Here is an 18,590-nt window from a genome sequence, read left to right on the forward strand (position 1 = left end):
GCGCTAAAGTTGGGGCGGCGGGGTGCCGCGCTTTTTGGTGGGCAGCAGGGCGTAGTCGAACAGGGCGGCGGCCAGGCGCGGGCTCCGGGCATACACGGCCAGGCCGGCGCAATGCACGTCCCACAGGGCCCAGCACACGGCTTCGGCCTCGGGGCCCAGCTTCCCGATGAGGGCAGTTACGCCGCTTTTGGTGCCGGCCTTGGTGCTGGCCACGGCGCGGTAGTCCTTCAGCAGCAGGCGGGCCGCCTGGCCGGGCGCGGCGGTGAGCAGCGCGGCGGCGCCTTCCAGGGCCTGCACGTAGGCCTCAAATTTGGTGAGGCGGGTGGCCTTGCTGGCCTGGGTGAGGCCCCCCAGCTTGGCCGGGTAAATGGTCAGCAGCCCCTCGTCGTTGCCAAAATAGGCGGGCCGCACGGCCTTCACGTCGGTTTCGGTGATGAAGGCCTTGATGGCCGTCCACTGCCCGTCTTCGGTGGCCGTAGCCGTTTGGGCGGTGCCGCCACCGCCCGTGCGGGCCACCACATGCCCCCCAAAAGCGGCGAGCACCAGGGCCAGGGCGGGCGCCAAAGCCGCCAGGGCCGCCGGGGCATCGGGCTTGCTCACGGCCGTGAGGGTGTAATCGGCGAAGGTGATGAACTTGGCCCGGCCACAGTCGATGTGGAGGAAATGGTTGTCGTACTTGTCGTCAAAAAGCATCACAGTGGGTAAAAAAGGAAGGTGAAAAACAAGCCCTTAACCAGTCCGGCCAGGTTCTGCGGCTAAAGATGCTGAATGAAAAGCAAAGTAGCCGCGAAAGAACTGTTTTTTCAGCGAAAAAGCAGGAAGCTGCCGTTCTTTGTTGTGCTCAAAATTCCGCTCTCCCCTCCCCATGATTCACTTCACCGAATTCACCCTCGACAACGGCCTGCGCTGCATCGTGCACGAAGATTTCACCACGCCCATGGCCGTGCTCAACATCATGTACGACGTGGGCTCGCGCGATGAGGACGCCGCCCACACCGGCTTCGCCCACCTGTTTGAGCACCTCATGTTCTCGGGCTCCGTCAACATTCCCAACTACGACGAGCCGTTGCAGCGCGTGGGCGGCGAAAACAACGCCTTCACCTCCGCCGACGTCACCAACTACTACCTCTCGCTGCCCGCCGCCAACCTCGAAACCGGCTTCTGGCTCGAATCGGACCGGATGCTGAACCTGGCCTTCTCCGAAAACGGCCTCGAAGTGCAGCGCAAAGTCGTGGTCGAGGAGTTCAAGCAGAGCTACCTCAACCAGCCCTACGGCGACGTGTGGCTCCAGCTCAAGCCCCTCGCCTACCACACCCACCCCTACCAGTGGAACACCATCGGCAAGGAGATTTCGCACATCGAAAACGCCGTGATGGACGACGTGCGCGGCTTTTTCCACAAGCACTACGCCCCCCAGAACGCCGTGCTGGTGGTGGCCGGGGCCGTGAGCGCCGCCGACGTGCGCCGCCTGGCCGAGAAGTGGTTCGGGCCCATTCCCGGCGGCCCGGCCTACCAGCGCCAGCTCCCCCACGAGCCCGAGCAGCACGAGGCCCGCCACCGCGCCACCGCCGCCCCCGTGCCCCTGAGCGCCCTCTACAAAACGTACCACATGCCCGCCCGCGGCGACGAGCGCTACCACGCCGTGGACCTGCTGAGCGACATGCTCGGCCACGGCAAGTCGGCGCGCCTGCACCAGCGCCTGGTGAAGGAGCAGGCCCTGTTCAACAACATTTCCTCCTCCCTCACCGGCTCGCTCGACCCCGGCCTGCTCGTCATCAGCGGCAAGCTGAACGAGGGCGTGGACCTCAAAGTGGCCGATGCCGCCGTGGAGGCCCTGGTGGCCGAATTCCTGACCCAGGACGTGGACCCCCAGGAGCTGGAAAAAGTAAAAAACCAGGCCGAAAGCAGCCTGGTTTTTGGGGAAATCGACCTCCTGAACCGCGCCATGAGCCTGGCCTACAGCAAGCTTCAGGGCGATGCCAACCTGGTGAACGATGAAAGCCGCCGCATCCAGGCCGTCACCGTGGCCGATGTGCGCACCGCCGCCCAGGCCGTGTTGCGGCCGGACAACTGCAGCACGCTGTACTACGAAGCCACCGCCAGCCAAGAGTAACGCGAAAGCACGTCATGCCGAGCCTGCCGAAGCATCTCTACCGCACGAGTAATCAATTGTACTGCTGCGGTAGAGATGCTTCGGCAGGCTCGGCATGACGGTCTGGTTCTCGGTCTAATTGGCTCTGGCTACCTGGTTTTGCGCTTGCTTTTCACCGGCACCACCGGCGCACTGTTGTCGCGGCTGAGGGTGCTGTTGGTCTTTTTATACACCGGGTGCGGCGTGCGGTTGTCGTTGTAGCCGCCGTTGGCGCGGTAGCCTTCCTGCTTGCGCATGGGCACACCGGGGGCCAGGTAGGCCGTGCCATCCTTGATGTCCTGCGAAACACCGGCCCCGTACGGCTTGCCGGTGTGGGGGTTGATGTTGGGCGCCGGCTTGCGGGGGCCCCGGGCCGAGTAAGGCGCGATTTTTTTGCCGCGGGGCCTGGTCTGGGCGCTGGCATCGGCCACCACCAGCGTGACGAGCAATAAGGAAGCGAAAAAGTAGCGTAGCATAAAGTAAGGTAAAGTTGAGAAGGAATCCCTGTAACGAAGAACGGCCATGCCCGGGGAAACCCCGGCATGACCGTTCCATTTACTGCCTGGTTCGGCAATTAGTTGCCGAGCGTGGTTTGGGTGCTGACGGGCTTGCGGGCCGGGCGCACGCTGTAGGGAACCATGCCGTTGCTGGTGCGCACGTGCACCGGCATGCCGGGGGCAGCGTACACGTTTTGGTTGTCGATTTCGCCGCGGGAGCTGCTGGCAGCCGGGGCCGTCGCCGTCGCCCAGCCGTTGTCGGTAGTAGCGGTGGCGGTGGAGGCCACGGCGTTTTGCGCGTCATCCAGGGGAGGCCAGCCATCGTTTACACGGGGCGCGGCAGGTGCGGTTTGGAGGGCCACGCGACGGGCTTTTTTGGCGGCGCGGCGGGTGGTGCGGGCCGTGGCCTTCACCGTTTTGGTGGTCGATTTTTTAGCGGTGGCCGGGGCCGTCTGGGCGCTAGCTTCAGCCAGCAGGAACATCGACAGGGCAAGGGTAAGGAAGGTGCGGAACATGGCTGAAGGGTTGAGAAAGAGGTTAAAAAAGTTGATTTGTATAGCTGACAGGGTACAAATCGAAAAGTGTGCCAACTTCCCATTCGCCGGGGGCCGCCTACGCAAAACGGCCCGGCTGGCGCAGAAATGCGTACCAACCGGGCCGTTTCATCGACCAAGCGCCCGCCTTAGCGCGGCGTGAGCGTGGTGCCGCTGCGGCGCCGGGCGGGCTTGCCGGCGGGGTCGCCGTTGTAATCGCCCACTTTCTTCGGATTATTGATGTTTATGGGCATGCCGGGGGCGGCGTAGGCGTTCTGGCCTTTGCCATCGGCGCTTTCCGTCGAGCCCACGGCCCCGTTGCCCCCGGGCCCGATGTCGTTGCGGCCACCCGCTGCGGGAGCCGACGGGGCCGACGATTGCGCGGCAGCACCTTTCACGGTGGTTTTGTGGGTGGTACTCCGCACTTTGGCGGGGCGATGAACGGTGGTTTTGGTGTGGGTAGCGGTTTTGGTTTTGACGCCGGGCGTGGCTTGGGCCGAAGCCTCGGCCGCCACGGCCAGGGCCAACAGCAGGGAAAACAGGGTGCGAATCATAGGTGAAGTGGTGTAATGGGAAATGCGAGAGAAAGGAAGTTTGCTCGACAAAGCCGGCAGGCAGACCGTTCAGGCCCACCGCCTTTGAATAAGACGACTGCTCCGGGCATACGCGAAACCAGCCGCCAGGGTACGTCCGTTTGCCGCACTTTATCACCCCTTGCAATCAAACGCTTTGCCAGTCAGGCCACTTGCCATCGCTGGCTTCGGGTCCAATTCATTATTTCAGCGCACCGGGTGGGCAAGCCACGCAAAACGGCCCGGCCGCCCCATCTAACGATGAAGCTGCCGGGCCGTGAAGCTGCCAACAGGAGAAACTAACTTGCTACCGCAGGCTACCAACCATCGGAAGCCGGTGCTTTTTTAGCGGCCTTAGGAGCCGCCTTCTTGGGAGTGCTGCTGGCTTTAACATTGGCCTTTGGTGCAGCCATGGCGCCGTTGCCGGCGCCGCCATTGGCGGCGGTTCCGGTAGCCATTGCATCAGCGGCGGGGGCCGGAGCAGGGGCCGCTACCGGGGCCGGAGCTGCAGCTGCAGCCGCAGTTTTAGGAACCTCACTCGGACTAAGCGGCAGCGCATGGTGTTTGATTTTGCGGTTGAGGCGACGCTCACGGGCTGCTGCTGCGTCGTTGGCCATCACGTTGCGGCCGCTTTGCATCATTACCGGTGTGCCGGGCGCGGCCGACATGCCCATCCCCTGCGGGGCATTGCTGGTAGCAGCACCCGCGCCACCAAAGCCGGCGGCTGGGGCCGGTGCTGCCGCGGCAGCCGGTGCAGGAGTCGCTACCATCTCAGGCTCGGGAGCAGCGGCGGCGCCGCCTTTCTGCAAGTTTTTCTGGCCGGCAGCCTGCGATTGGCTGCTTTTCGCGGTTTTTTTCGTGGTGCTCTTTTTAGGAGCATCCCAGGAGTTTCCGGTGTCCCAGCCACTGGTTTGGGCGGCTGCGGAGGTGGCCAGGGCTCCAAAGGCCAGCAAAAAAAACAGCGCACGTTTCATGGCGAGAGAGTTACGGTGGTAGGCGTGAGGTGAATTAACTGATTGCGGCGGCGAAACGTTCGGCCAGGGTCCGCCCCTTGCCGTAACTTTGCGCCCTATGATGCAGGATTCAATTGCCGCCCTTGAGGCCGAAATTACAACCGCCGACCTTAGCAACGCCGCTCAGCTCGATGCATTTCGCATCAGCTACCTCGGCCGCAAAGGCCGGCTGGCCGATTTATTCGACCAGCTCAAGACCGTGCCCGCCGAGGACAAGCGCGCCGTGGGCCAGCAGCTCAATGCCCTGAAACAGCAGGCTCAGGCCCGTTTCGACGAGGCCCAGCAGGCCGCCGAAGCCGCCGCCGACAACGCCCCCGCCAACCCCGATTTCGACTACACCCTGCCGGTGGCGCCCAACGCCCTGGGCACCCGCCACCCGCTGAGCCTGGTGCGCGAGGAGATGATGCGCGTGTTCGCCCGCATCGGCTTTGCCGTGGCCGAGGGGCCCGAAATTGAGGACGACTGGCACAACTTCACCGCCCTCAACTTCCCCGAAAACCACCCGGCGCGCGATATGCAGGACACCTTCTTCGTGGCCCCGGTGTCGCACGCGGCTGGCGCTGCCAACACTGGCACGGCCGGCAATGCCGCTACCGGCGCGCCCGATTTGCCGCACCTGCTGCGCACCCACACCAGCACCGTGCAGGTGCGCGTGATGGAAACCGAGCCCCTGCCCATCCGCCGCGTGATGCCGGGCCGCGTGTTCCGCAACGAGGCCATTTCGGCCCGCGCCCACATGATGTTTCATCAGGTGGAAGGCATTTTCATTGACGAAGGCGTGAGCTTCGCCGACCTCAAGCAAACGGTGTATTACTTTGTGCAGGAGCTGTTCGGGGCCGATGTTAACATCCGGTTCCGCCCCAGCTTCTTCCCCTTCACCGAGCCCAGTGCCGAAATCGACATCACCTGCCTCATCTGCAAAGGGGCGGGCTGCAACATCTGCAAGTATTCGGGCTGGGTCGAAATCGGCGGCTGCGGCATGGTGGACCCCGCCGTGCTCGAAAACGCCAAAATCGACTCCGATAAGTACTCCGGCTACGCCTGGGGCATGGGCATCGAGCGCATTGCCATGCTCAAGTACCAGATTAAGGATTTGCGCCTGTTCACGGAGAACGACATGCGCTTTCTGCGGCAGTTTGAGGCACTGTAGCGGTTTCTTTTTCCACTCTTGATTGATTGGTTATGGCTTTGTTTTCGCTGTTTAATAAGAAGCCGGCGGCTCCGGAGCCGCCGGCTATTCGCGAGCTGCTATTCGGCGACGTGCCCGTGCTGGAATGGCCCAAACCGGCTGCGCCTGGCCGTGCAGATATGCCCTGGGCCCTGTTTGCAGCGGCCCAGGAAGCTTACCAGCGCAGTGATACCGCCACCGCCATTGCCGCGCTGCAACAGGTTCTGGCGGCCCCAAACCTGGAGTCGCGGCAGTACCTGCAGGCCTGGCAGTTTTTGCGGCTATTGGGCGTGGCGCCGCCCGCCGCCGAGGCCAAGCGCGTGCTGGGCGTGGTGCTGGAAGTAGCCCTGCCGCAAGGCCTCGACCTGGTGGCGGCCTACGCGGACAACTCCGCCCGCTACTTCAATCACAGCGGCGCGGGCGTGGTCTGGGATGGCGGCCACGATTTGGCCGGGGGCCCCATCCAGGCCCTGCTGGCGGCGGCGCAGCCCGTTGCCAATGCCGTTGGCCCGTGGCTGGAGGCCCGGCGGCCGGCCCCGCCCACGGGCCAGGCGCGCATCAACATGCTTACGCCCAGCGGCCTGCATTTCGGCCAGGCTCCTTTCGAAACCCTTTTCCAGGACCCGATGGGTGGCCCCGTACTGGCACGGGGGCAGGATTTGATGCAGGCCCTGATTGATTTTCAGGCGGGCAATTCTCCGGCCGCCTGATAAGCCGGCCGCAAAGCTTCGGCAGCCAGCCAACCTCGTGGAGCTAATTTGTATCTATTAGCCAAATGCCAATAGCCCCGCCCGCCCGCCTCGACCCATTTCTCAGCCAGAAGCTGCGGTTCTGGTCGCTGGTGGCCATGGTGCTGCTGATTTACGTGCACGGCTACAACCTGCACCCGCGTTACCTGCAGCCCTTCACGCCGGTGCAGGAGCCGCTGGGGCCAGGCACCTGGCTGCAGTATTTGCTGGCCAATGGGCTGCTGCGCTTTCGTATTCCCATTCTGTTTGCCATTTCGGGCTACCTGTTTGCCCGGCGCGACGGGGCCGAGCCGCACGGCCAGCGGGTGCGCCGCCGCTTGCGCACGCTGGGCCTCCCCTACCTGCTCTGGAGCGGGCTGTGGCTGCTGGTGCTGTGGGCGCTGGAGCATTTTGCCATCACCCGGCAAGCGGTGATTGATGCCGAAATCAGCCCGTTCTGGCCCCGGCAGTTGCTCAGCCAGCTCACGGCCGGCGAGCTGCTGGTGCGCTGGCTGGTGCTGCCCGCGCCGTTTCAGCTATGGTTTTTGCGCAGCCTGCTGGTGTATAATCTGGCGTATCCGTGGCTAAAAAAACTCCTGCGCCATCCGAAGGTGTATTTCAGCGTGGCGGGGCTGCTGTGGTTTTTCATGGTGCCGCTGCCTTTGGTTGAGGGCGAAGGGCTGTTGTTTTTTGGGCTGGGCGTGTGGCTGGCCCTGCGCCAAGTGGATGTGCTGATGCCGCCCGGCTGGCTCCGGCTGCTGCCGCTGGTGGCGCTGTGGCTGGGCGTGTGCGTGCTCAAAACCTGGCTGGCCTTTCACGCCGGGCCGCCGTTTTCGACGCCCCTGGCGGTGGGGATGCTGGCGCTGCACAAAGTGGGCGAAGCCAGCGGCATACTGGTGGCCTGGTTTGGGCTCGATGGCCTCGTGCGATGGTGCATGGCCCGGGCCTGGTTCCGCTGGCTCACGGGCTTTTCGTTTCTGATTTACGTGCTGCACGTGCCCTTCGTGAACTATGCCACCGAGCTGGCGTTGCGCTACGGACGGGCGGTGCCGCACATCCATTTGCTCACGTATCTGGCCCTGCCGCTGCTCATCATTGCCGTGAGTGTGGGCCTGGGGGCGCTGCTGCGGCGCGTGGCGCCAGGCGTTTATGCGGTGCTCACTGGTGGGCGGGGACTGGCTACGTCGTAATTTTGGGGTTCGATTGGCCGCCGCCTAGTCTAATCCCGCATTCGGTCGCTCATTATTGCCCAACACCTTACGCTACAGCTACCCTTTTTTATTCCCGCCGCCCGAATTCCGGCCCCACGCCCCAGCGCAAGCCCAAGCCGTGTCATCCCCTGCATTCGACTAAATCCGCGATAAGTGAAAGTTAGAAATCAAACCACCAACAAAGTAAACGTCATCACCCTCGGCTGCTCGAAGAACATCGTGGACAGCGAAGTGCTGATGGGCCAGCTCGTGGCCAACGACTTCGACGTGACCCACGAGGCCGAGAAGTCCGACGCCAACATCGTCATCATCAACACCTGCGGCTTTATCGACAATGCCAAGCAGGAAAGCATCGACACCATTCTGCGCTACGCGGATGAGAAGGAGGCCGGCCGGCTGGATAAGCTCTACGTGACGGGCTGCCTCTCGCAGCGCTACAAGGATGAGCTGGAAGTGGAAATCCCGCAGGTAGACGCCTATTTCGGCACCCTGGAGCTGCCCCAGATGCTGAAGGTGCTCAACGCCGACTACAAGCACGAGCTCATCGGCGAGCGCCTCATTACCACGCCCAGGCACTACGCCTACTTCAAAATCGCGGAGGGCTGCAACCGCCCCTGCTCGTTCTGCGCCATCCCGCTGATGCGCGGCAAGCACGTCGACCGCACCATTGAGGACCTGGTGAAGGAGGCCAAGCGCCTCGCCGCTCAGGGCACCAAGGAGCTGATTCTCATTGCCCAGGACCTGACCTATTACGGCCTGGAAGCCTACGGCGAGCGCAAGCTGGCCGACCTGCTTCGCAACCTCTCGGATGTGAACGGCATCGACTGGATTCGCCTGCAATACGCCTACCCCTCGCAGTTCCCGCTGGATGCGCTGGATGTGATGGCCGAGCGCGAAAATATCTGCAAATACCTCGACATGCCCTTGCAGCACGGCTCCGATGCCATGCTAAAAAGCATGCGCCGGGGCATCACCAAGCGCCGCACCATCGAGCTGGTCGATACCATTCGGCAGCGCGTACCGGGCATTGCCCTGCGCACCACGCTCATCGCCGGCCACCCCGGCGAGACGGAGCAGGACTTCCGGGAGATGGTTGATTTCGTGGAACAGACGCGGTTTGAGCGCCTGGGCATCTTTACCTACTCGCACGAGGAAAACACGCACTCGCACACCTTGGTGGATGACGTGCCGGCTGAATTGAAGCAGGAGCGCGCCGACGCCATCATGGAGCTGCAGCAGGGCATTTCGATGGAGCTGAACGAAGCCCGCGTGGGCCAGACCTACAAGGTGCTGTTCGACCGCAAGGAAAGCGGCTATTTCGTGGGCCGCACCGAGTTCGACTCGCCCGAAGTGGACAACGAAGTGCTGGTGCCGGTGGAAAAAGACACCTTCGTGCGCCTTGGCGATTTTGCGAATGTGACGATTGATTCGGCCTCGGATTTCGACCTCTACGGGCATTTGGTGTAGAGACGCAACATTTTGCGTCTCGTTGTTGAACGATTACCATTAAACGACACCCAGGCGGCGCGGACGACGAGCCTTCAACTCTTGCGTCTCTGCACCGTTCATTCACCCAAAAGTAACTTTTCGGCCGGGGCCGGGTTTTGTGCGGACTTTTGCCATTGGCTGAGGTTCGCCCCGAACCCGGCCCCGCTCTTTTGCCATGCCCACTCTTTGTACCACCCTGCCCTACGCCGCCACCGGCGCGTTTTCGGGCCTGCTGACTGACTATATCGCCCAGAAGCCTGAGTTGGCGCCGTTCTACAACCGCTGGCCCGCGCTGGAAAACTTCGCTGCCCAAATCGAGGAGAAGAAAGCGGCTTACACGCCCGAGGCCCGCCAGCGGCTGGTAGCCGCCCTGCGCGAGCAGTATGGCCCCGCGCCCGCGCCCGCCATCGAAGCCAGTCTGCAATTGCTGGCCGCGCCCACCACCTTCACCGTGACGACCGGGCACCAGCTCAACCTGCTCACCGGGCCGCTGTATTTCATCTACAAAATCGTGTCGGCCATCAAGCTGAGCCGGGAATTGAAGGCGAAATACCCGCAGTACGATTTCGTGCCGGTGTATTGGATGGCCACCGAGGACCACGATTTTGCCGAAATCAACCATTTCTCGCTGTTCGGCAAAACGTATTCCTGGGATGCGGCCGGTACGGGCGGGCCCGTGGGCCGGCTCCCGCTCGACGGTTTTGAGGAGCAGCTGCTGAGCCAGCTGCCGCCCGAGGTACCGGCGGCTTTCCACGAGGCTTATTCGACTTCCAAAAACCTGGCCGAAGCCACCCGCAAGCTGGCCGATTCGCTGTTCGGCGAGTTCGGGCTGGTGACGCTCGATGCTGACCGCCCGGCCCTGAAACAGGCCCTGGTGCCACTGCTGACCAAGGAAATCGGGGAGCAGGTTTCGAACGCCGCCGTGCAGGCTGCCAACGGCCGCCTCACCGCCGCCGGCTACAAGCCGCAGGTGTATTCACGGCCCATCAACCTGTTTTTCATCACCGACGAAGGTAAGCGCGAGCGCCTGGAACCCGACACCAACGGCGCTGATTGCGTGGAAGTCACCATTCGCAATACGGCCAAGTGCCACAGCCAGGCCGAATTGCTGGAGCTGGCCCAGACGCACCCCGAGCAGTTCAGCCCCAACGTGGTGCTGCGGCCGGTTTATCAGGAAACCCTGCTGCCCAATCTGGTCTACATCGGCGGCGGGGCCGAGGTGGCGTACTGGTTTCAGCTGAAGGACGTGTTTGCAGCTTTCGGCGTACCCTACCCCATTGTGCTGCCGCGCAACTCGGCCGAATACATCAGCCGGGCCAATGCGGGCAAACTGAAGAAGCTGGGGCTGACTTCGCTGGAGATTTTCCGCCCGCTGCCGGAGTTGAAAAAGCTGGTCGGCGCCGCGCTGGGCCAGGAGGAAGTGAGCCTGAAGGAGCAGCAGCAGGCCCTGGCCGCCGCTTTCCAGCAGGTGCAGGACGTGGCCCAGCGCCTCGACCCGACGTTGGTAAAAACCGTGGCCGCCGAAGCCCAGAAAGCCGCCGCCGGTCTCGCCGGCCTCGAAAAGCGCCTCAGCAAAGCCGCCGAAACCAAGCATGAAACCGCTTACACGCAGCTCGCCGCGCTCAAAGACAAGCTATTTCCCAACGGCGGCCTGCAGGAGCGCAGCGAGAACGTGCTGAGTATTCTGATTAATAACCCCGGCTTCGTTCAGCAGCTGATTGAGGCATTTGAGCCGCTGGCGCTGGCGTTCACGGTGCTGGAAGAGGAGTAACTGGATATCTTTTAAGCAATGGAAATAGCCGGTATAGAAAACCAAGAACTGGTTATTGCCCACTTTGGTCAGTGGCCGGCTTTTCACGATGCTGAAATAGTCAGCATCCTTTTTGAGCGAGCCGAGCAAGGGTACTGGCCAGTTATCTCGCTCAAGATTTATACGGTGGGTGGGTTTGATAGAAAAACCTCCACCGCTGCCAAGCATTGCTTAATTGAGTTGCTCTTTGCTGGAGTACAGGACCATGAACTCGCGGGTTTTAATCATCAAAATGTCGTGTTCAGCATCGATTTCACGAAAGTGGGCAATCTGATTATGTGCGACATTGAACCCTGCTACGGAGTGAGTGGCTACATCGCGGCGGAGCGGGTGGTGGTCGAAAGCGTCTCATTGCTGGATGGTAATCCAAGGCCACTCCTGTAACAATTTATGACCAAAGCCGAACTCCGCCGCACCGCCCTGGCCCGCCGCATGGCACTGGATGCGGGCGAGGTGGCGCGCCGCAGCGATAAGCTGCGCGAGAACCTGCTCCGCCAGTTCCCGGTGGAGCAGTGGCAGTGGCTGCACCTGTTCATGTCGCTGGAAAGCCGTAATGAGCCCCGTACCTGGCCTATAGTTAGTTGGGTGTGGGGCGAGGAATTGCCCCTGCGGCTGGCCGTGCCCGTGGTGCAGCCGGATGGCGAAACCCTGCGGCACTACGAACTGACGCCGGACACCCAACTCACCCAAAACCGCTGGGGTATTGACGAGCCGGTGCCCGACCCCGTGACCGCGCCGGAAGTATTGCCGGCCGTGCTGGATGCCGTGCTGGTGCCGCTGCTGGCCGTGGACCGCGCCGGCCAGCGCGTGGGCTACGGGGGAGGATTCTACGACCGGTTTCTGGCCCGGTGCCGGCCGGGCACGCAGTTCATCGGGCTCAATATGCTCGATGAGCCGCCCGTGAGCCGCATTGCCGACGTGCTGCCCACCGACGTACCGCTCACGGCCTACATCACGCCGGGCAAGGTGTGGCGGTTCTGAGAAATTAAGGAATAACGCCTTTTTAAGGGATTCTGATATGTGTTTGGGGAATAATTTTTCAGCGGTAAATTCCTCACAATAAGCCATTAGAACGCAGCGTTGGCCGGGTATCTTTCACCTCATACGGTACAGAACCCATGGCAGAAATCCAGCAGCAGGCGGCCGGGCCACCCAAAGGCGGCAAACGACGAGCAAAGAAAATGTCGACCAAAATCGACATGACGCCCATGGTGGACCTGGCGTTTCTGCTGCTCACCTTCTTCATGCTCACCACCACGTTCGCCAAGCCCTACGTGATGCAGCTCACGATGCCGGTGAAGAGCACGGAGCACACCGATGTTGCCAGGAACCGGGCCCTGACCATCATCCTCGGTAAGGGCCACCGGGTGCACTACTTCCTGGGGCTGAATGCGCCGAACGACAAAACCGTGCCGGTCCCGGAGCTGCACACGACCACCTTCGCCGCCAACGGCATCCGGCAGGTGCTGCTGGCGCGGCGGCAGCAGCAGCCCGGCCTGGTCGTGCTCATCAAGCCCAGTGCCGATTCCAAGTACCAGGACATGATTGACATTCTGGATGAAATGAGCATCACCGAACAGAAAAAATACGCGTTGGTCAAGATTACCCAGGACGACTTAACCCTTCTTTCCCCCGCCGCATTATGATGACCAATGCCCAGCTGGCCACGGCCAGCCTCGACGACATCGTGTTCGATGGTCGCAACCAGATTTACGGGGCCTATGAGCTCCGCGCCCTCTATCAGCGGCACGTGACGCGGGCGCTGGTCATCGCCACGGCCATTCTGGCGCTGCTGCTGGTGTTTCCCTTATTGGCGCAGCTGCTGAAGGAGAAAATGCCCGTGGCACCCCCCAAAGTCCTGGTCGAAACCATTCTGATTGCCCCGCCCATTGACCCAAAGGCCGTGACGCCACCGCCCATTGCTCCGCCCGTGGCACCACCCGCGCAGCCCCGGCCGCCGGTGGCCACCATCCGATTCACGCCGCCAGTGGTGACGCCCGATGACCGGGTGACCGAGGAGGTACCCGACCAGAAAGTGCTGGAGAACGCGCACGTAGCCACCGTGACCCTGGAAGGCAAAGCCACCCCGACCGATTTAACGCCGCTGGAAGCCGTGGAAGGCCCTAAGACGGTGGAAGACGCAGTGGACAGTCACATCTATGTCTCGGTGGAGCAAATGCCCCAACTACCCGGCGGCGGCGGCCAGCTGGCCATCGTGGCAGCCATTCAGAAGGCCGTGAAATACCCCGGCATCGACCTGCGCAACGGTACAGAGGGCCGCGTATATGTCAGCTTCACGGTGAACGCCAAAGGCGACGTGGCCGACCTGAAAGTAGTGAAAGGGCTGAGCGCAACCCTCGATGAGGAAACGCTGCGAGCCATCAAAACGCTGCCCCGGTTTATTCCCGGCAAGCAAAACGGCCGCGACGTGAGCGTATCGTTCACCGTGCCGATTACGTTCAAAATTCAATAGGTTTCCGGTTCGACAGGAAATCCGTTCAGCCCGTCATGCCCGGCTCAGCTCAGCATGACGGGCTTTTTTGCTCAATTCGCCCGCACCTCTTCCACCCCGGCAATGCGGGCCTGGCCCCACGGCGCAATGCTGACCCGCACCCGCAACGGGTGCGTCCGGCCCACTTTTTCCTGGCGCAGGGGGCTGCCATCGGGCACGTAATACCGCTCCAGGTTGAAGCGCAGGCCCAGGGAATTCCGGTACACATCGGTCACCCAGCCGCGCAGCACGGCTTGGCTGGCGCCGGGGTGCGGGGCGGTGGCATACACGCCCACGGCGGTACTCACGCTGTCGGGCCCGGTGGCCAGCAGCACGAACACGCCCTGGCGGCGGCGCGGCGGGGCGGCATCGTGCCACAGGCGCAACGGGGCGGCGCTGATATTGTAGCGCAGGCGCACGAAGTCGCCGGTGAGCAGCTCACGCGGGTCGATGGGCTCCGTTGTGAGCACGATGCGCTGGCCAAAGGCCGCCGTGGCGTAGCCCGCGCCGGCCACGCCCAGCACGTAGAGCACCTGCGCCGCCACCAGCAGACGCATCAGCGGCCGGCGGCGGGCCGGGGCCGAACACCAGGTGAGCAGGTCAGTCATGGGGAGCGGGAGGGGAAGTTTCCGGGGTGGCGGGCGGAATGATGGGCGGGCTGCCGGCCTGCTGCGCCACCAGCGGCGTGGCGGCGGCCAGCGTCTGCACATTGCGGCGGCGCAGGTACCAGCTCAGGCTCAGCAGCAGCACCCCACCCACCAGGAAGAACACCGACTTATCAAAAAAGCCCCAGGTGAGCTTGAAATACGCCACGGCCGTGGCCACCACAAACAGCACCGCCCCGATGGTGAGCTGGTCGGAATCTTCGTCGCGGTGGGCGCGAGCCAGCACCGAGCCGGCGTGCGCGTACAGCACCACCAGCGTGGCCACAGCCAGCGGCAGCCCGCCCGGCAGGTAAAATCCCGGCAACAGCAGCAGCCAGTCGAGCAAAGTATCGAGCCGGCCCCGTGCCCGCTTACCGGCTACTGACAGCGCAAATACGGCCGCCAATGCCGCCAGGTACGGCAGCAGCGGCGGGCGCAGCACGTTGGCGTAGGTGTCGGTTTCGCCAAACGTGGCCAGCCCGAACATGAACAGGTAGGCCGCTACCAGCGACGGTCCCTGCAAGGCCCGGCCGCCGGCGCGGTTCCGCTGCCAGTCGCCGGCCGCGTAGATGGCCATGGCCGGCACAAAAAACCAGGTTATTTTGGAATGCAGGGCGATAACGAGCAGGCCCGCCTGCCAGAGCAAGCCCACGGCCAGCACGGTGCTGCTCACCACTTCGGGCCGGCGCCACCAGTAGTAGCCCAGCCCGCCAGCCACCAGCACCGCCGTGGCGTAGCTGAAACTGCCCAACGACTCGACGCAATACGTTTGCACGGCCGCCCCAATCAGCACCGTGAGCAGCACCAGCAGCCGCGAGCCGTAGATGTAGCACAGGGCCGTGCCGGCCACCACCCAGGCCAGCAGGCCGCTCGCGTTGTAGCCCACCAGCTGGTAGAGCTGGCTGATGAGAATGATGCTGGCCCCGAAGAAAATCAGCCCCAATCCCATGAGGCCGTGGCCCAGGTCGGGGTTGCCGCGCCGCAGGAAGTAGCCCCCGGCCGCGTAGCTGCCCAGCAGGCTGCCCAGCAGCAGCGCCAGCCGCAGCGCGGCGGGCAGGGCCTGCCAGTTGGCCGCCACCAGGCTCAGGCCGCTGAGGCCCACCAGCACGCTGCCCAGCACCGGCAGCAGGCCCAGTGCCTGCGCCTCGGGCGGGTAGCGGGCCAGCAGCTTCAGCCGCTGCGCGTCGCTGATGATGCCTTCGGTGACCCAGGCCGGGCCATCGGTTTCGATAAATTTACGACTCATTGAGACTGCAACATACGCCGCTGGGCGCAGAAAGAGCCGCTTCGACCAGCTCAGCCACCTCTTCGTCCAGGCCGTGGTACCAGTCCACGTGCAGCGACCACACCGTGCAGCTGGGGCAGCCGGTGCGGCGCCAGCGGTACCGGCACTGTGGGCACACGCCGCCGGTATCGAAGGTATTCCAGACGCACCCGCAGTCGCACACCCAATGGGCTCCCCCATCGGGCTCCCACTGGCAGGCCGGGCAATAAATTTCCAGGTTCGGGTCGATGGGCATGGGGTGTCGAAAATAAATGAAAAATGCTCAATCCTCTTTCCGTGCCCGCGTCATTTCGCGTTTGCCGGGGGGGCCGGGCAGCTTTTCGGTTAGCCAGCCCGCGGCCCGCAGGTTGCGCCGGAACTGGCCCTGGGCGCAGTAGCTCACCAGCACCGCGCCGGGCGCGGCGGCGGCGTAGAGCTGCTGGAAAATGGCTTCGCTCCACAGCTCGGGCTGCTTGTCGGGGGCAAAGGCGTCGAAATAAATCAGGTCGTAGCCGGCGGGCGGCAGCGCCGCTTCCTGCACTGGCTGCAGCCGCTTGGTGAGCAGAAAACCGGGCGCCAACGGGTGCGTTTCGCTCCACGGCGCGGCGTGCAGCGCCTTAAACTGCGCCCCGGCCGCCACCGATTGGGCGACCCATTCCGGGGCCAGCGCGGCCACTACTTCGGCGGGCAGCGACCGGGTTTCGAAGCCGGCGTAGGCCACCGCTGCCCCGGCCTGGGCGGCGGTGCGCAGCGTCAGCAGGGCGTTGAGGCCGGTGCCGAGGCCTATTTCGAGCAGGCGCAACGGCGGGCTCCCGGCCTGCCCCAGGCCGGCGGCGAGCAGCGGCGCGAGGCCGGCCCGAATGAAGACGTGCTCCGATTCCTGCCGGGCGCCGTGGGTGGAATGGTAATGCTCGCCCAGCGCCGGCACAAAGAGCGTGGCCGAGCCGTCTGCCGTCTGCCGAATCTCTACCTTTAGCTCGTTAGAGAATTTCTGTTGGCTCATTGTTCGTTGATATTTGTTTATCTACCAGTTCCAGTTCAGCGCCTGACTCCTTCACCAGCCCACCACATGGCCCGCGTAAAAGTAACCCTGCCCGACACCTTCTCTTTCAGTACCGAAGTTCCCGTGCGCATCACCGACCTCAACTACGGCGGGCACCTTGGCAACGACGCCCTGCTCAGCATTCTGCACGAGGCGCGGGTGCATTTCCTGCGGGCCATAGGCTTGCCCGATGAATTCGACTCCGTTACCAAGCTCGGCCTCATCATGGTAGATGTGGCCGTGGAATTCAAGAGCGAGGCTTTTCACGGCGATATGCTCCGCATCGACATCGCCGCCACCGATGCCAACAAGTACGGGTTCGACGTGGTGTACCACGTCCACAAAGCGGGCAAAGAGGTGGCCCGGGCCAAAACCGGCATGCTCTGCTTCGACTACAACACCCACAAGCTGCGCCAGCTGCCCGAGGAGCTGGTGGCGCAATTGGGGTAGCGTGACAGTTGCTACGGTGACTGCAACGCCAGACGCAAACCTGCGTCGACCTGCTGCAATTCAGCCGCCGTTAATTCACCGATTCGGCCGTGAAATCGTGCAGCCAATCGAAAGAGTCGCTGTGACGCACGGCGGCGGCTACATCGGCCCGAAACGCCTCTTCGGTTTCAGTAGCGGCCCACGGGTCTTCTACCATCGGCAGCTCCGCCCAGAGCTGCTGCGCGAGGAATGCGGCAAAATCGCGAACGGTCCGGGCCTTATCCCCGGGCAAAGCGGCTAGTAGCCTTCCGGTTTCGACAATAAGCGCTTCGCTGTGCATCGTGCGGTTGCGTTGGGTTATTCCTAACTAATGTACGTGGCCCCGCCAAATAGTTCGCCTGCGGAACCCAACGCCCTGTCGGCTTGTATCTTTGCCCTATGCTGTTAGAATTGCCCCTCGCCCCCACTTCAACAAAACGCGATATCCGCAAAACCTCGCCCGACGACCTGAAGGCTTTCATGGTCGAGCACGGCGAGAAGCCCTTCCGCGCCAAGCAGGTAACGGAGTGGCTGTGGAAGAACACCGCCGCCTCGTTTGAGGAGATGAACAACATCTCGCTGGCCACGCGCGAGCTGCTGGCCGCTCATTTCGTCATCAACGGCGTGACGGTGCAGAACAAGCAGCTCAGCAGCGACGGCACCATCAAATCGGCCTTCCGGCTGTATGATGGCAATGTGGTGGAAGGCGTGCTCATCCCGCACGATACGCGGATGACGGCCTGCATCAGCAGCCAGGTGGGCTGCTCGCTGACGTGTAAATTCTGCGCCACGGGCTACATGGACCGCAAGCGCAACCTCGACGCGGCCGAGATTTACGACCAGGTGGTGCGCATTCGGGAGCAGTGCGAAAGCCAGTACGGCACGCCGCTCACCAACATCGTGTACATGGGCATGGGCGAGCCGCTGCTCAACTACGCCAACGTGGTGGAAAGCGTGCGCCGCATCACCGCCGCCGATGGGTTGAACATGGCCCCGCGCCGCATCACCATCAGCACGGCCGGCATTGCCAAGATGATTAAAAAGCTGGCTGATGACGACGTGAAGGCCAACCTGGCCCTCTCGCTGCACGCCCCGACGGATGCCAAGCGCAACGAAATCATGCCCATCAACGAGGCCAATTCCCTGGCCGCGCTGAAGGAAGCCCTCCAGTATTACCACGAGAAAACCGGCCGCAAAGTCACCTACGAATACATCGTATTCGACGGCTTCAACGACGGGCTGGACGACGCCGAGCACCTCTTCAAAATTGCGAAGTGGCTGCCCTGCAAGGTAAATTTGATTGAGTACAACCCCATCGAAAACGCCAACTACCAGAACGCGGCCGACGACAAAATCACCGCTTTCCACAAGTACCTGGCCGACCGCGGCGTGCAAACCAACATCCGCCGCAGCCGGGGCAAAGACATCGACGCCGCCTGCGGGCAGCTGGCCGTGAAGGAGGAAAAGGCCACGGCTTAGTTTTTCTTTCCTGTCCTCAAAAAAGGGCCCAACCCAGACACACACATAAAA

At 63.0% G+C, this 18,590-nt stretch carries 22 protein-coding genes; 12 read left to right on the forward strand and 10 right to left on the reverse strand.

Annotated features, from left to right (window positions below; translation table 11 throughout):
* Positions 1–3: 3 nt before the first annotated feature.
* Positions 4–693, reverse strand: coding sequence for a hypothetical protein (locus tag J4G38_RS08145; RefSeq protein WP_210513672.1), 690 nt, complete (start codon positions 691–693; stop codon positions 4–6).
* A 172-nt stretch (positions 694–865) separates the two neighbouring features.
* Between J4G38_RS08145 and J4G38_RS08150 the strand changes: the two genes are divergently transcribed.
* Entirely contained in the window at positions 866–2,113 is a 1,248-nt protein-coding gene (locus tag J4G38_RS08150; protein ID WP_210513671.1) for a M16 family metallopeptidase, read from the forward strand.
* A gap of 128 nt (positions 2,114–2,241) precedes the next feature.
* Here the strand turns inward: J4G38_RS08150 and J4G38_RS08155 are convergent, their stop codons facing one another.
* From J4G38_RS08155 to J4G38_RS08170, 4 genes are all read right to left on the reverse strand, one after another.
* Positions 2,242–2,607, reverse strand: coding sequence for a hypothetical protein (locus J4G38_RS08155; RefSeq protein WP_210513670.1), 366 nt, complete (start codon positions 2,605–2,607; stop codon positions 2,242–2,244).
* 98 nt (positions 2,608–2,705) lie between these two features.
* Positions 2,706–3,143 (reverse strand): hypothetical protein, encoded by a 438-nt coding sequence (locus tag J4G38_RS08160; protein WP_210513669.1) that lies wholly within the window; start codon positions 3,141–3,143, stop codon positions 2,706–2,708.
* Between the two features lie 167 nt (positions 3,144–3,310).
* On the reverse strand, positions 3,311–3,715 hold the full coding sequence (locus J4G38_RS08165) for a hypothetical protein (RefSeq protein ID WP_210513668.1): 405 nt from the start codon (positions 3,713–3,715) through the stop codon (positions 3,311–3,313).
* A gap of 335 nt (positions 3,716–4,050) precedes the next feature.
* Positions 4,051–4,707: a hypothetical protein gene (locus J4G38_RS08170; RefSeq protein WP_210513667.1), complete on the reverse strand. Its 657-nt coding sequence runs from the start codon at positions 4,705–4,707 to the stop codon at positions 4,051–4,053.
* A 100-nt stretch (positions 4,708–4,807) separates the two neighbouring features.
* Here J4G38_RS08170 and pheS point away from each other — a divergent pair, with 100 nt between their 5' ends.
* The 9 genes from pheS to J4G38_RS08215 all read left to right on the forward strand — a co-directional run bounded on the left by pheS (position 4,808) and on the right by J4G38_RS08215 (position 13,624).
* Positions 4,808–5,896 (forward strand): phenylalanine--tRNA ligase subunit alpha, encoded by a 1,089-nt coding sequence (gene pheS / locus J4G38_RS08175; RefSeq protein ID WP_210514069.1) that lies wholly within the window; start codon positions 4,808–4,810, stop codon positions 5,894–5,896.
* 32 nt (positions 5,897–5,928) lie between these two features.
* Positions 5,929–6,624, forward strand: a complete 696-nt coding sequence (locus J4G38_RS08180; RefSeq protein ID WP_210513666.1) for a hypothetical protein — start codon at positions 5,929–5,931, stop codon at positions 6,622–6,624.
* Between the two features lie 65 nt (positions 6,625–6,689).
* A complete protein-coding gene (locus J4G38_RS08185) occupies positions 6,690–7,832 on the forward strand; it encodes an acyltransferase family protein (protein WP_210513665.1) in 1,143 nt (380 codons plus the stop codon).
* Between the two features lie 174 nt (positions 7,833–8,006).
* The gene (gene rimO / locus J4G38_RS08190; RefSeq protein WP_210513664.1) at positions 8,007–9,320 is read left to right on the forward strand and encodes a 30S ribosomal protein S12 methylthiotransferase RimO; all 1,314 of its coding nucleotides are present in this window, start codon (positions 8,007–8,009) and stop codon (positions 9,318–9,320) included.
* A gap of 196 nt (positions 9,321–9,516) precedes the next feature.
* Positions 9,517–11,112: a bacillithiol biosynthesis cysteine-adding enzyme BshC gene (gene bshC / locus J4G38_RS08195; protein WP_210513663.1), complete on the forward strand. Its 1,596-nt coding sequence runs from the start codon at positions 9,517–9,519 to the stop codon at positions 11,110–11,112.
* Between the two features lie 18 nt (positions 11,113–11,130).
* Positions 11,131–11,535 carry an Imm50 family immunity protein gene (locus tag J4G38_RS08200; protein WP_210513662.1) on the forward strand — a complete coding sequence of 135 codons (405 nt, stop codon included), beginning with the start codon at positions 11,131–11,133 and terminating at the stop codon, positions 11,533–11,535.
* 6 nt (positions 11,536–11,541) lie between these two features.
* Positions 11,542–12,132 carry a 5-formyltetrahydrofolate cyclo-ligase gene (locus J4G38_RS08205; protein WP_210513661.1) on the forward strand — a complete coding sequence of 197 codons (591 nt, stop codon included), beginning with the start codon at positions 11,542–11,544 and terminating at the stop codon, positions 12,130–12,132.
* Between the two features lie 137 nt (positions 12,133–12,269).
* The gene (locus tag J4G38_RS08210) at positions 12,270–12,797 is read left to right on the forward strand and encodes an ExbD/TolR family protein (protein WP_210513660.1); all 528 of its coding nucleotides are present in this window, start codon (positions 12,270–12,272) and stop codon (positions 12,795–12,797) included.
* Positions 12,794–13,624, forward strand: a complete 831-nt coding sequence (locus J4G38_RS08215; protein WP_226163278.1) for an energy transducer TonB — start codon at positions 12,794–12,796, stop codon at positions 13,622–13,624. Before J4G38_RS08210 ends, J4G38_RS08215 begins: the two co-directional genes overlap by 4 nt.
* 71 nt (positions 13,625–13,695) lie before the next feature.
* Here J4G38_RS08215 and J4G38_RS08220 read toward each other — a convergent pair whose 3' ends face one another.
* From J4G38_RS08220 to mnmD, 4 genes are read right to left on the reverse strand one after another with little or no spacing between them, the layout of a single operon-like run.
* Positions 13,696–14,250: a GDYXXLXY domain-containing protein gene (locus J4G38_RS08220; RefSeq protein ID WP_210513659.1), complete on the reverse strand. Its 555-nt coding sequence runs from the start codon at positions 14,248–14,250 to the stop codon at positions 13,696–13,698.
* Positions 14,243–15,532: a DUF2157 domain-containing protein gene (locus J4G38_RS08225; protein WP_210513658.1), complete on the reverse strand. Its 1,290-nt coding sequence runs from the start codon at positions 15,530–15,532 to the stop codon at positions 14,243–14,245. Before J4G38_RS08225 ends, J4G38_RS08220 begins: the two co-directional genes overlap by 8 nt.
* Positions 15,522–15,806 carry a hypothetical protein gene (locus tag J4G38_RS08230; protein WP_210513657.1) on the reverse strand — a complete coding sequence of 95 codons (285 nt, stop codon included), beginning with the start codon at positions 15,804–15,806 and terminating at the stop codon, positions 15,522–15,524. The genes J4G38_RS08225 and J4G38_RS08230 overlap by 11 nt, the downstream gene beginning before the upstream one ends.
* A gap of 27 nt (positions 15,807–15,833) precedes the next feature.
* Entirely contained in the window at positions 15,834–16,553 is a 720-nt protein-coding gene (gene mnmD / locus J4G38_RS08235; protein ID WP_210513656.1) for a tRNA (5-methylaminomethyl-2-thiouridine)(34)-methyltransferase MnmD, read from the reverse strand.
* A gap of 66 nt (positions 16,554–16,619) precedes the next feature.
* Here mnmD and J4G38_RS08240 point away from each other — a divergent pair, with 66 nt between their 5' ends.
* Positions 16,620–17,042, forward strand: a complete 423-nt coding sequence (locus J4G38_RS08240) for a thioesterase family protein (protein WP_210513655.1) — start codon at positions 16,620–16,622, stop codon at positions 17,040–17,042.
* Positions 17,043–17,112: 70 nt separating this feature from the next.
* Here the strand turns inward: J4G38_RS08240 and J4G38_RS08245 are convergent, their stop codons facing one another.
* Positions 17,113–17,361 carry a hypothetical protein gene (locus tag J4G38_RS08245; RefSeq protein WP_210513654.1) on the reverse strand — a complete coding sequence of 83 codons (249 nt, stop codon included), beginning with the start codon at positions 17,359–17,361 and terminating at the stop codon, positions 17,113–17,115.
* Positions 17,362–17,459: 98 nt separating this feature from the next.
* Between J4G38_RS08245 and rlmN the strand changes: the two genes are divergently transcribed.
* Positions 17,460–18,539 carry a 23S rRNA (adenine(2503)-C(2))-methyltransferase RlmN gene (gene rlmN, locus J4G38_RS08250; RefSeq protein WP_210513653.1) on the forward strand — a complete coding sequence of 360 codons (1,080 nt, stop codon included), beginning with the start codon at positions 17,460–17,462 and terminating at the stop codon, positions 18,537–18,539.
* The last annotated feature ends 51 nt before the right edge of the window (positions 18,540–18,590 follow it).

Source organism: Hymenobacter terricola, from assembly GCF_017921975.2.
Lineage (GTDB): Bacteria > Bacteroidota > Bacteroidia > Cytophagales > Hymenobacteraceae > Hymenobacter > Hymenobacter terricola.

Coding starts and splice junctions, on each gene's coding strand:
- J4G38_RS08180 (WP_210513666.1), top strand. CDS start 5,929: ATGGCTTTGTTTTCGCTGTTTAATAAGAAGCCGGCGGCTCCGGAGCCG.
- J4G38_RS08200 (WP_210513662.1), top strand. CDS start 11,131: ATGGAAATAGCCGGTATAGAAAACCAAGAACTGGTTATTGCCCACTTT.
- J4G38_RS08230 (WP_210513657.1), bottom strand. CDS start 15,806: ATGCCCATCGACCCGAACCTGGAAATTTATTGCCCGGCCTGCCAGTGG.
- J4G38_RS08170 (WP_210513667.1), bottom strand. CDS start 4,707: ATGAAACGTGCGCTGTTTTTTTTGCTGGCCTTTGGAGCCCTGGCCACC.
- J4G38_RS08205 (WP_210513661.1), top strand. CDS start 11,542: ATGACCAAAGCCGAACTCCGCCGCACCGCCCTGGCCCGCCGCATGGCA.
- J4G38_RS08240 (WP_210513655.1), top strand. CDS start 16,620: ATGGCCCGCGTAAAAGTAACCCTGCCCGACACCTTCTCTTTCAGTACC.
- J4G38_RS08215 (WP_226163278.1), top strand. CDS start 12,794: ATGATGACCAATGCCCAGCTGGCCACGGCCAGCCTCGACGACATCGTG.
- pheS (WP_210514069.1), top strand. CDS start 4,808: ATGCAGGATTCAATTGCCGCCCTTGAGGCCGAAATTACAACCGCCGAC.
- J4G38_RS08165 (WP_210513668.1), bottom strand. CDS start 3,715: ATGATTCGCACCCTGTTTTCCCTGCTGTTGGCCCTGGCCGTGGCGGCC.
- bshC (WP_210513663.1), top strand. CDS start 9,517: ATGCCCACTCTTTGTACCACCCTGCCCTACGCCGCCACCGGCGCGTTT.
- J4G38_RS08155 (WP_210513670.1), bottom strand. CDS start 2,607: ATGCTACGCTACTTTTTCGCTTCCTTATTGCTCGTCACGCTGGTGGTG.
- J4G38_RS08210 (WP_210513660.1), top strand. CDS start 12,270: ATGGCAGAAATCCAGCAGCAGGCGGCCGGGCCACCCAAAGGCGGCAAA.
- J4G38_RS08225 (WP_210513658.1), bottom strand. CDS start 15,532: ATGAGTCGTAAATTTATCGAAACCGATGGCCCGGCCTGGGTCACCGAA.
- mnmD (WP_210513656.1), bottom strand. CDS start 16,553: ATGAGCCAACAGAAATTCTCTAACGAGCTAAAGGTAGAGATTCGGCAG.
- J4G38_RS08160 (WP_210513669.1), bottom strand. CDS start 3,143: ATGTTCCGCACCTTCCTTACCCTTGCCCTGTCGATGTTCCTGCTGGCT.
- J4G38_RS08150 (WP_210513671.1), top strand. CDS start 866: ATGATTCACTTCACCGAATTCACCCTCGACAACGGCCTGCGCTGCATC.
- J4G38_RS08185 (WP_210513665.1), top strand. CDS start 6,690: ATGCCAATAGCCCCGCCCGCCCGCCTCGACCCATTTCTCAGCCAGAAG.
- J4G38_RS08245 (WP_210513654.1), bottom strand. CDS start 17,361: ATGCACAGCGAAGCGCTTATTGTCGAAACCGGAAGGCTACTAGCCGCT.
- rlmN (WP_210513653.1), top strand. CDS start 17,460: ATGCTGTTAGAATTGCCCCTCGCCCCCACTTCAACAAAACGCGATATC.
- J4G38_RS08220 (WP_210513659.1), bottom strand. CDS start 14,250: ATGACTGACCTGCTCACCTGGTGTTCGGCCCCGGCCCGCCGCCGGCCG.
- J4G38_RS08145 (WP_210513672.1), bottom strand. CDS start 693: ATGCTTTTTGACGACAAGTACGACAACCATTTCCTCCACATCGACTGT.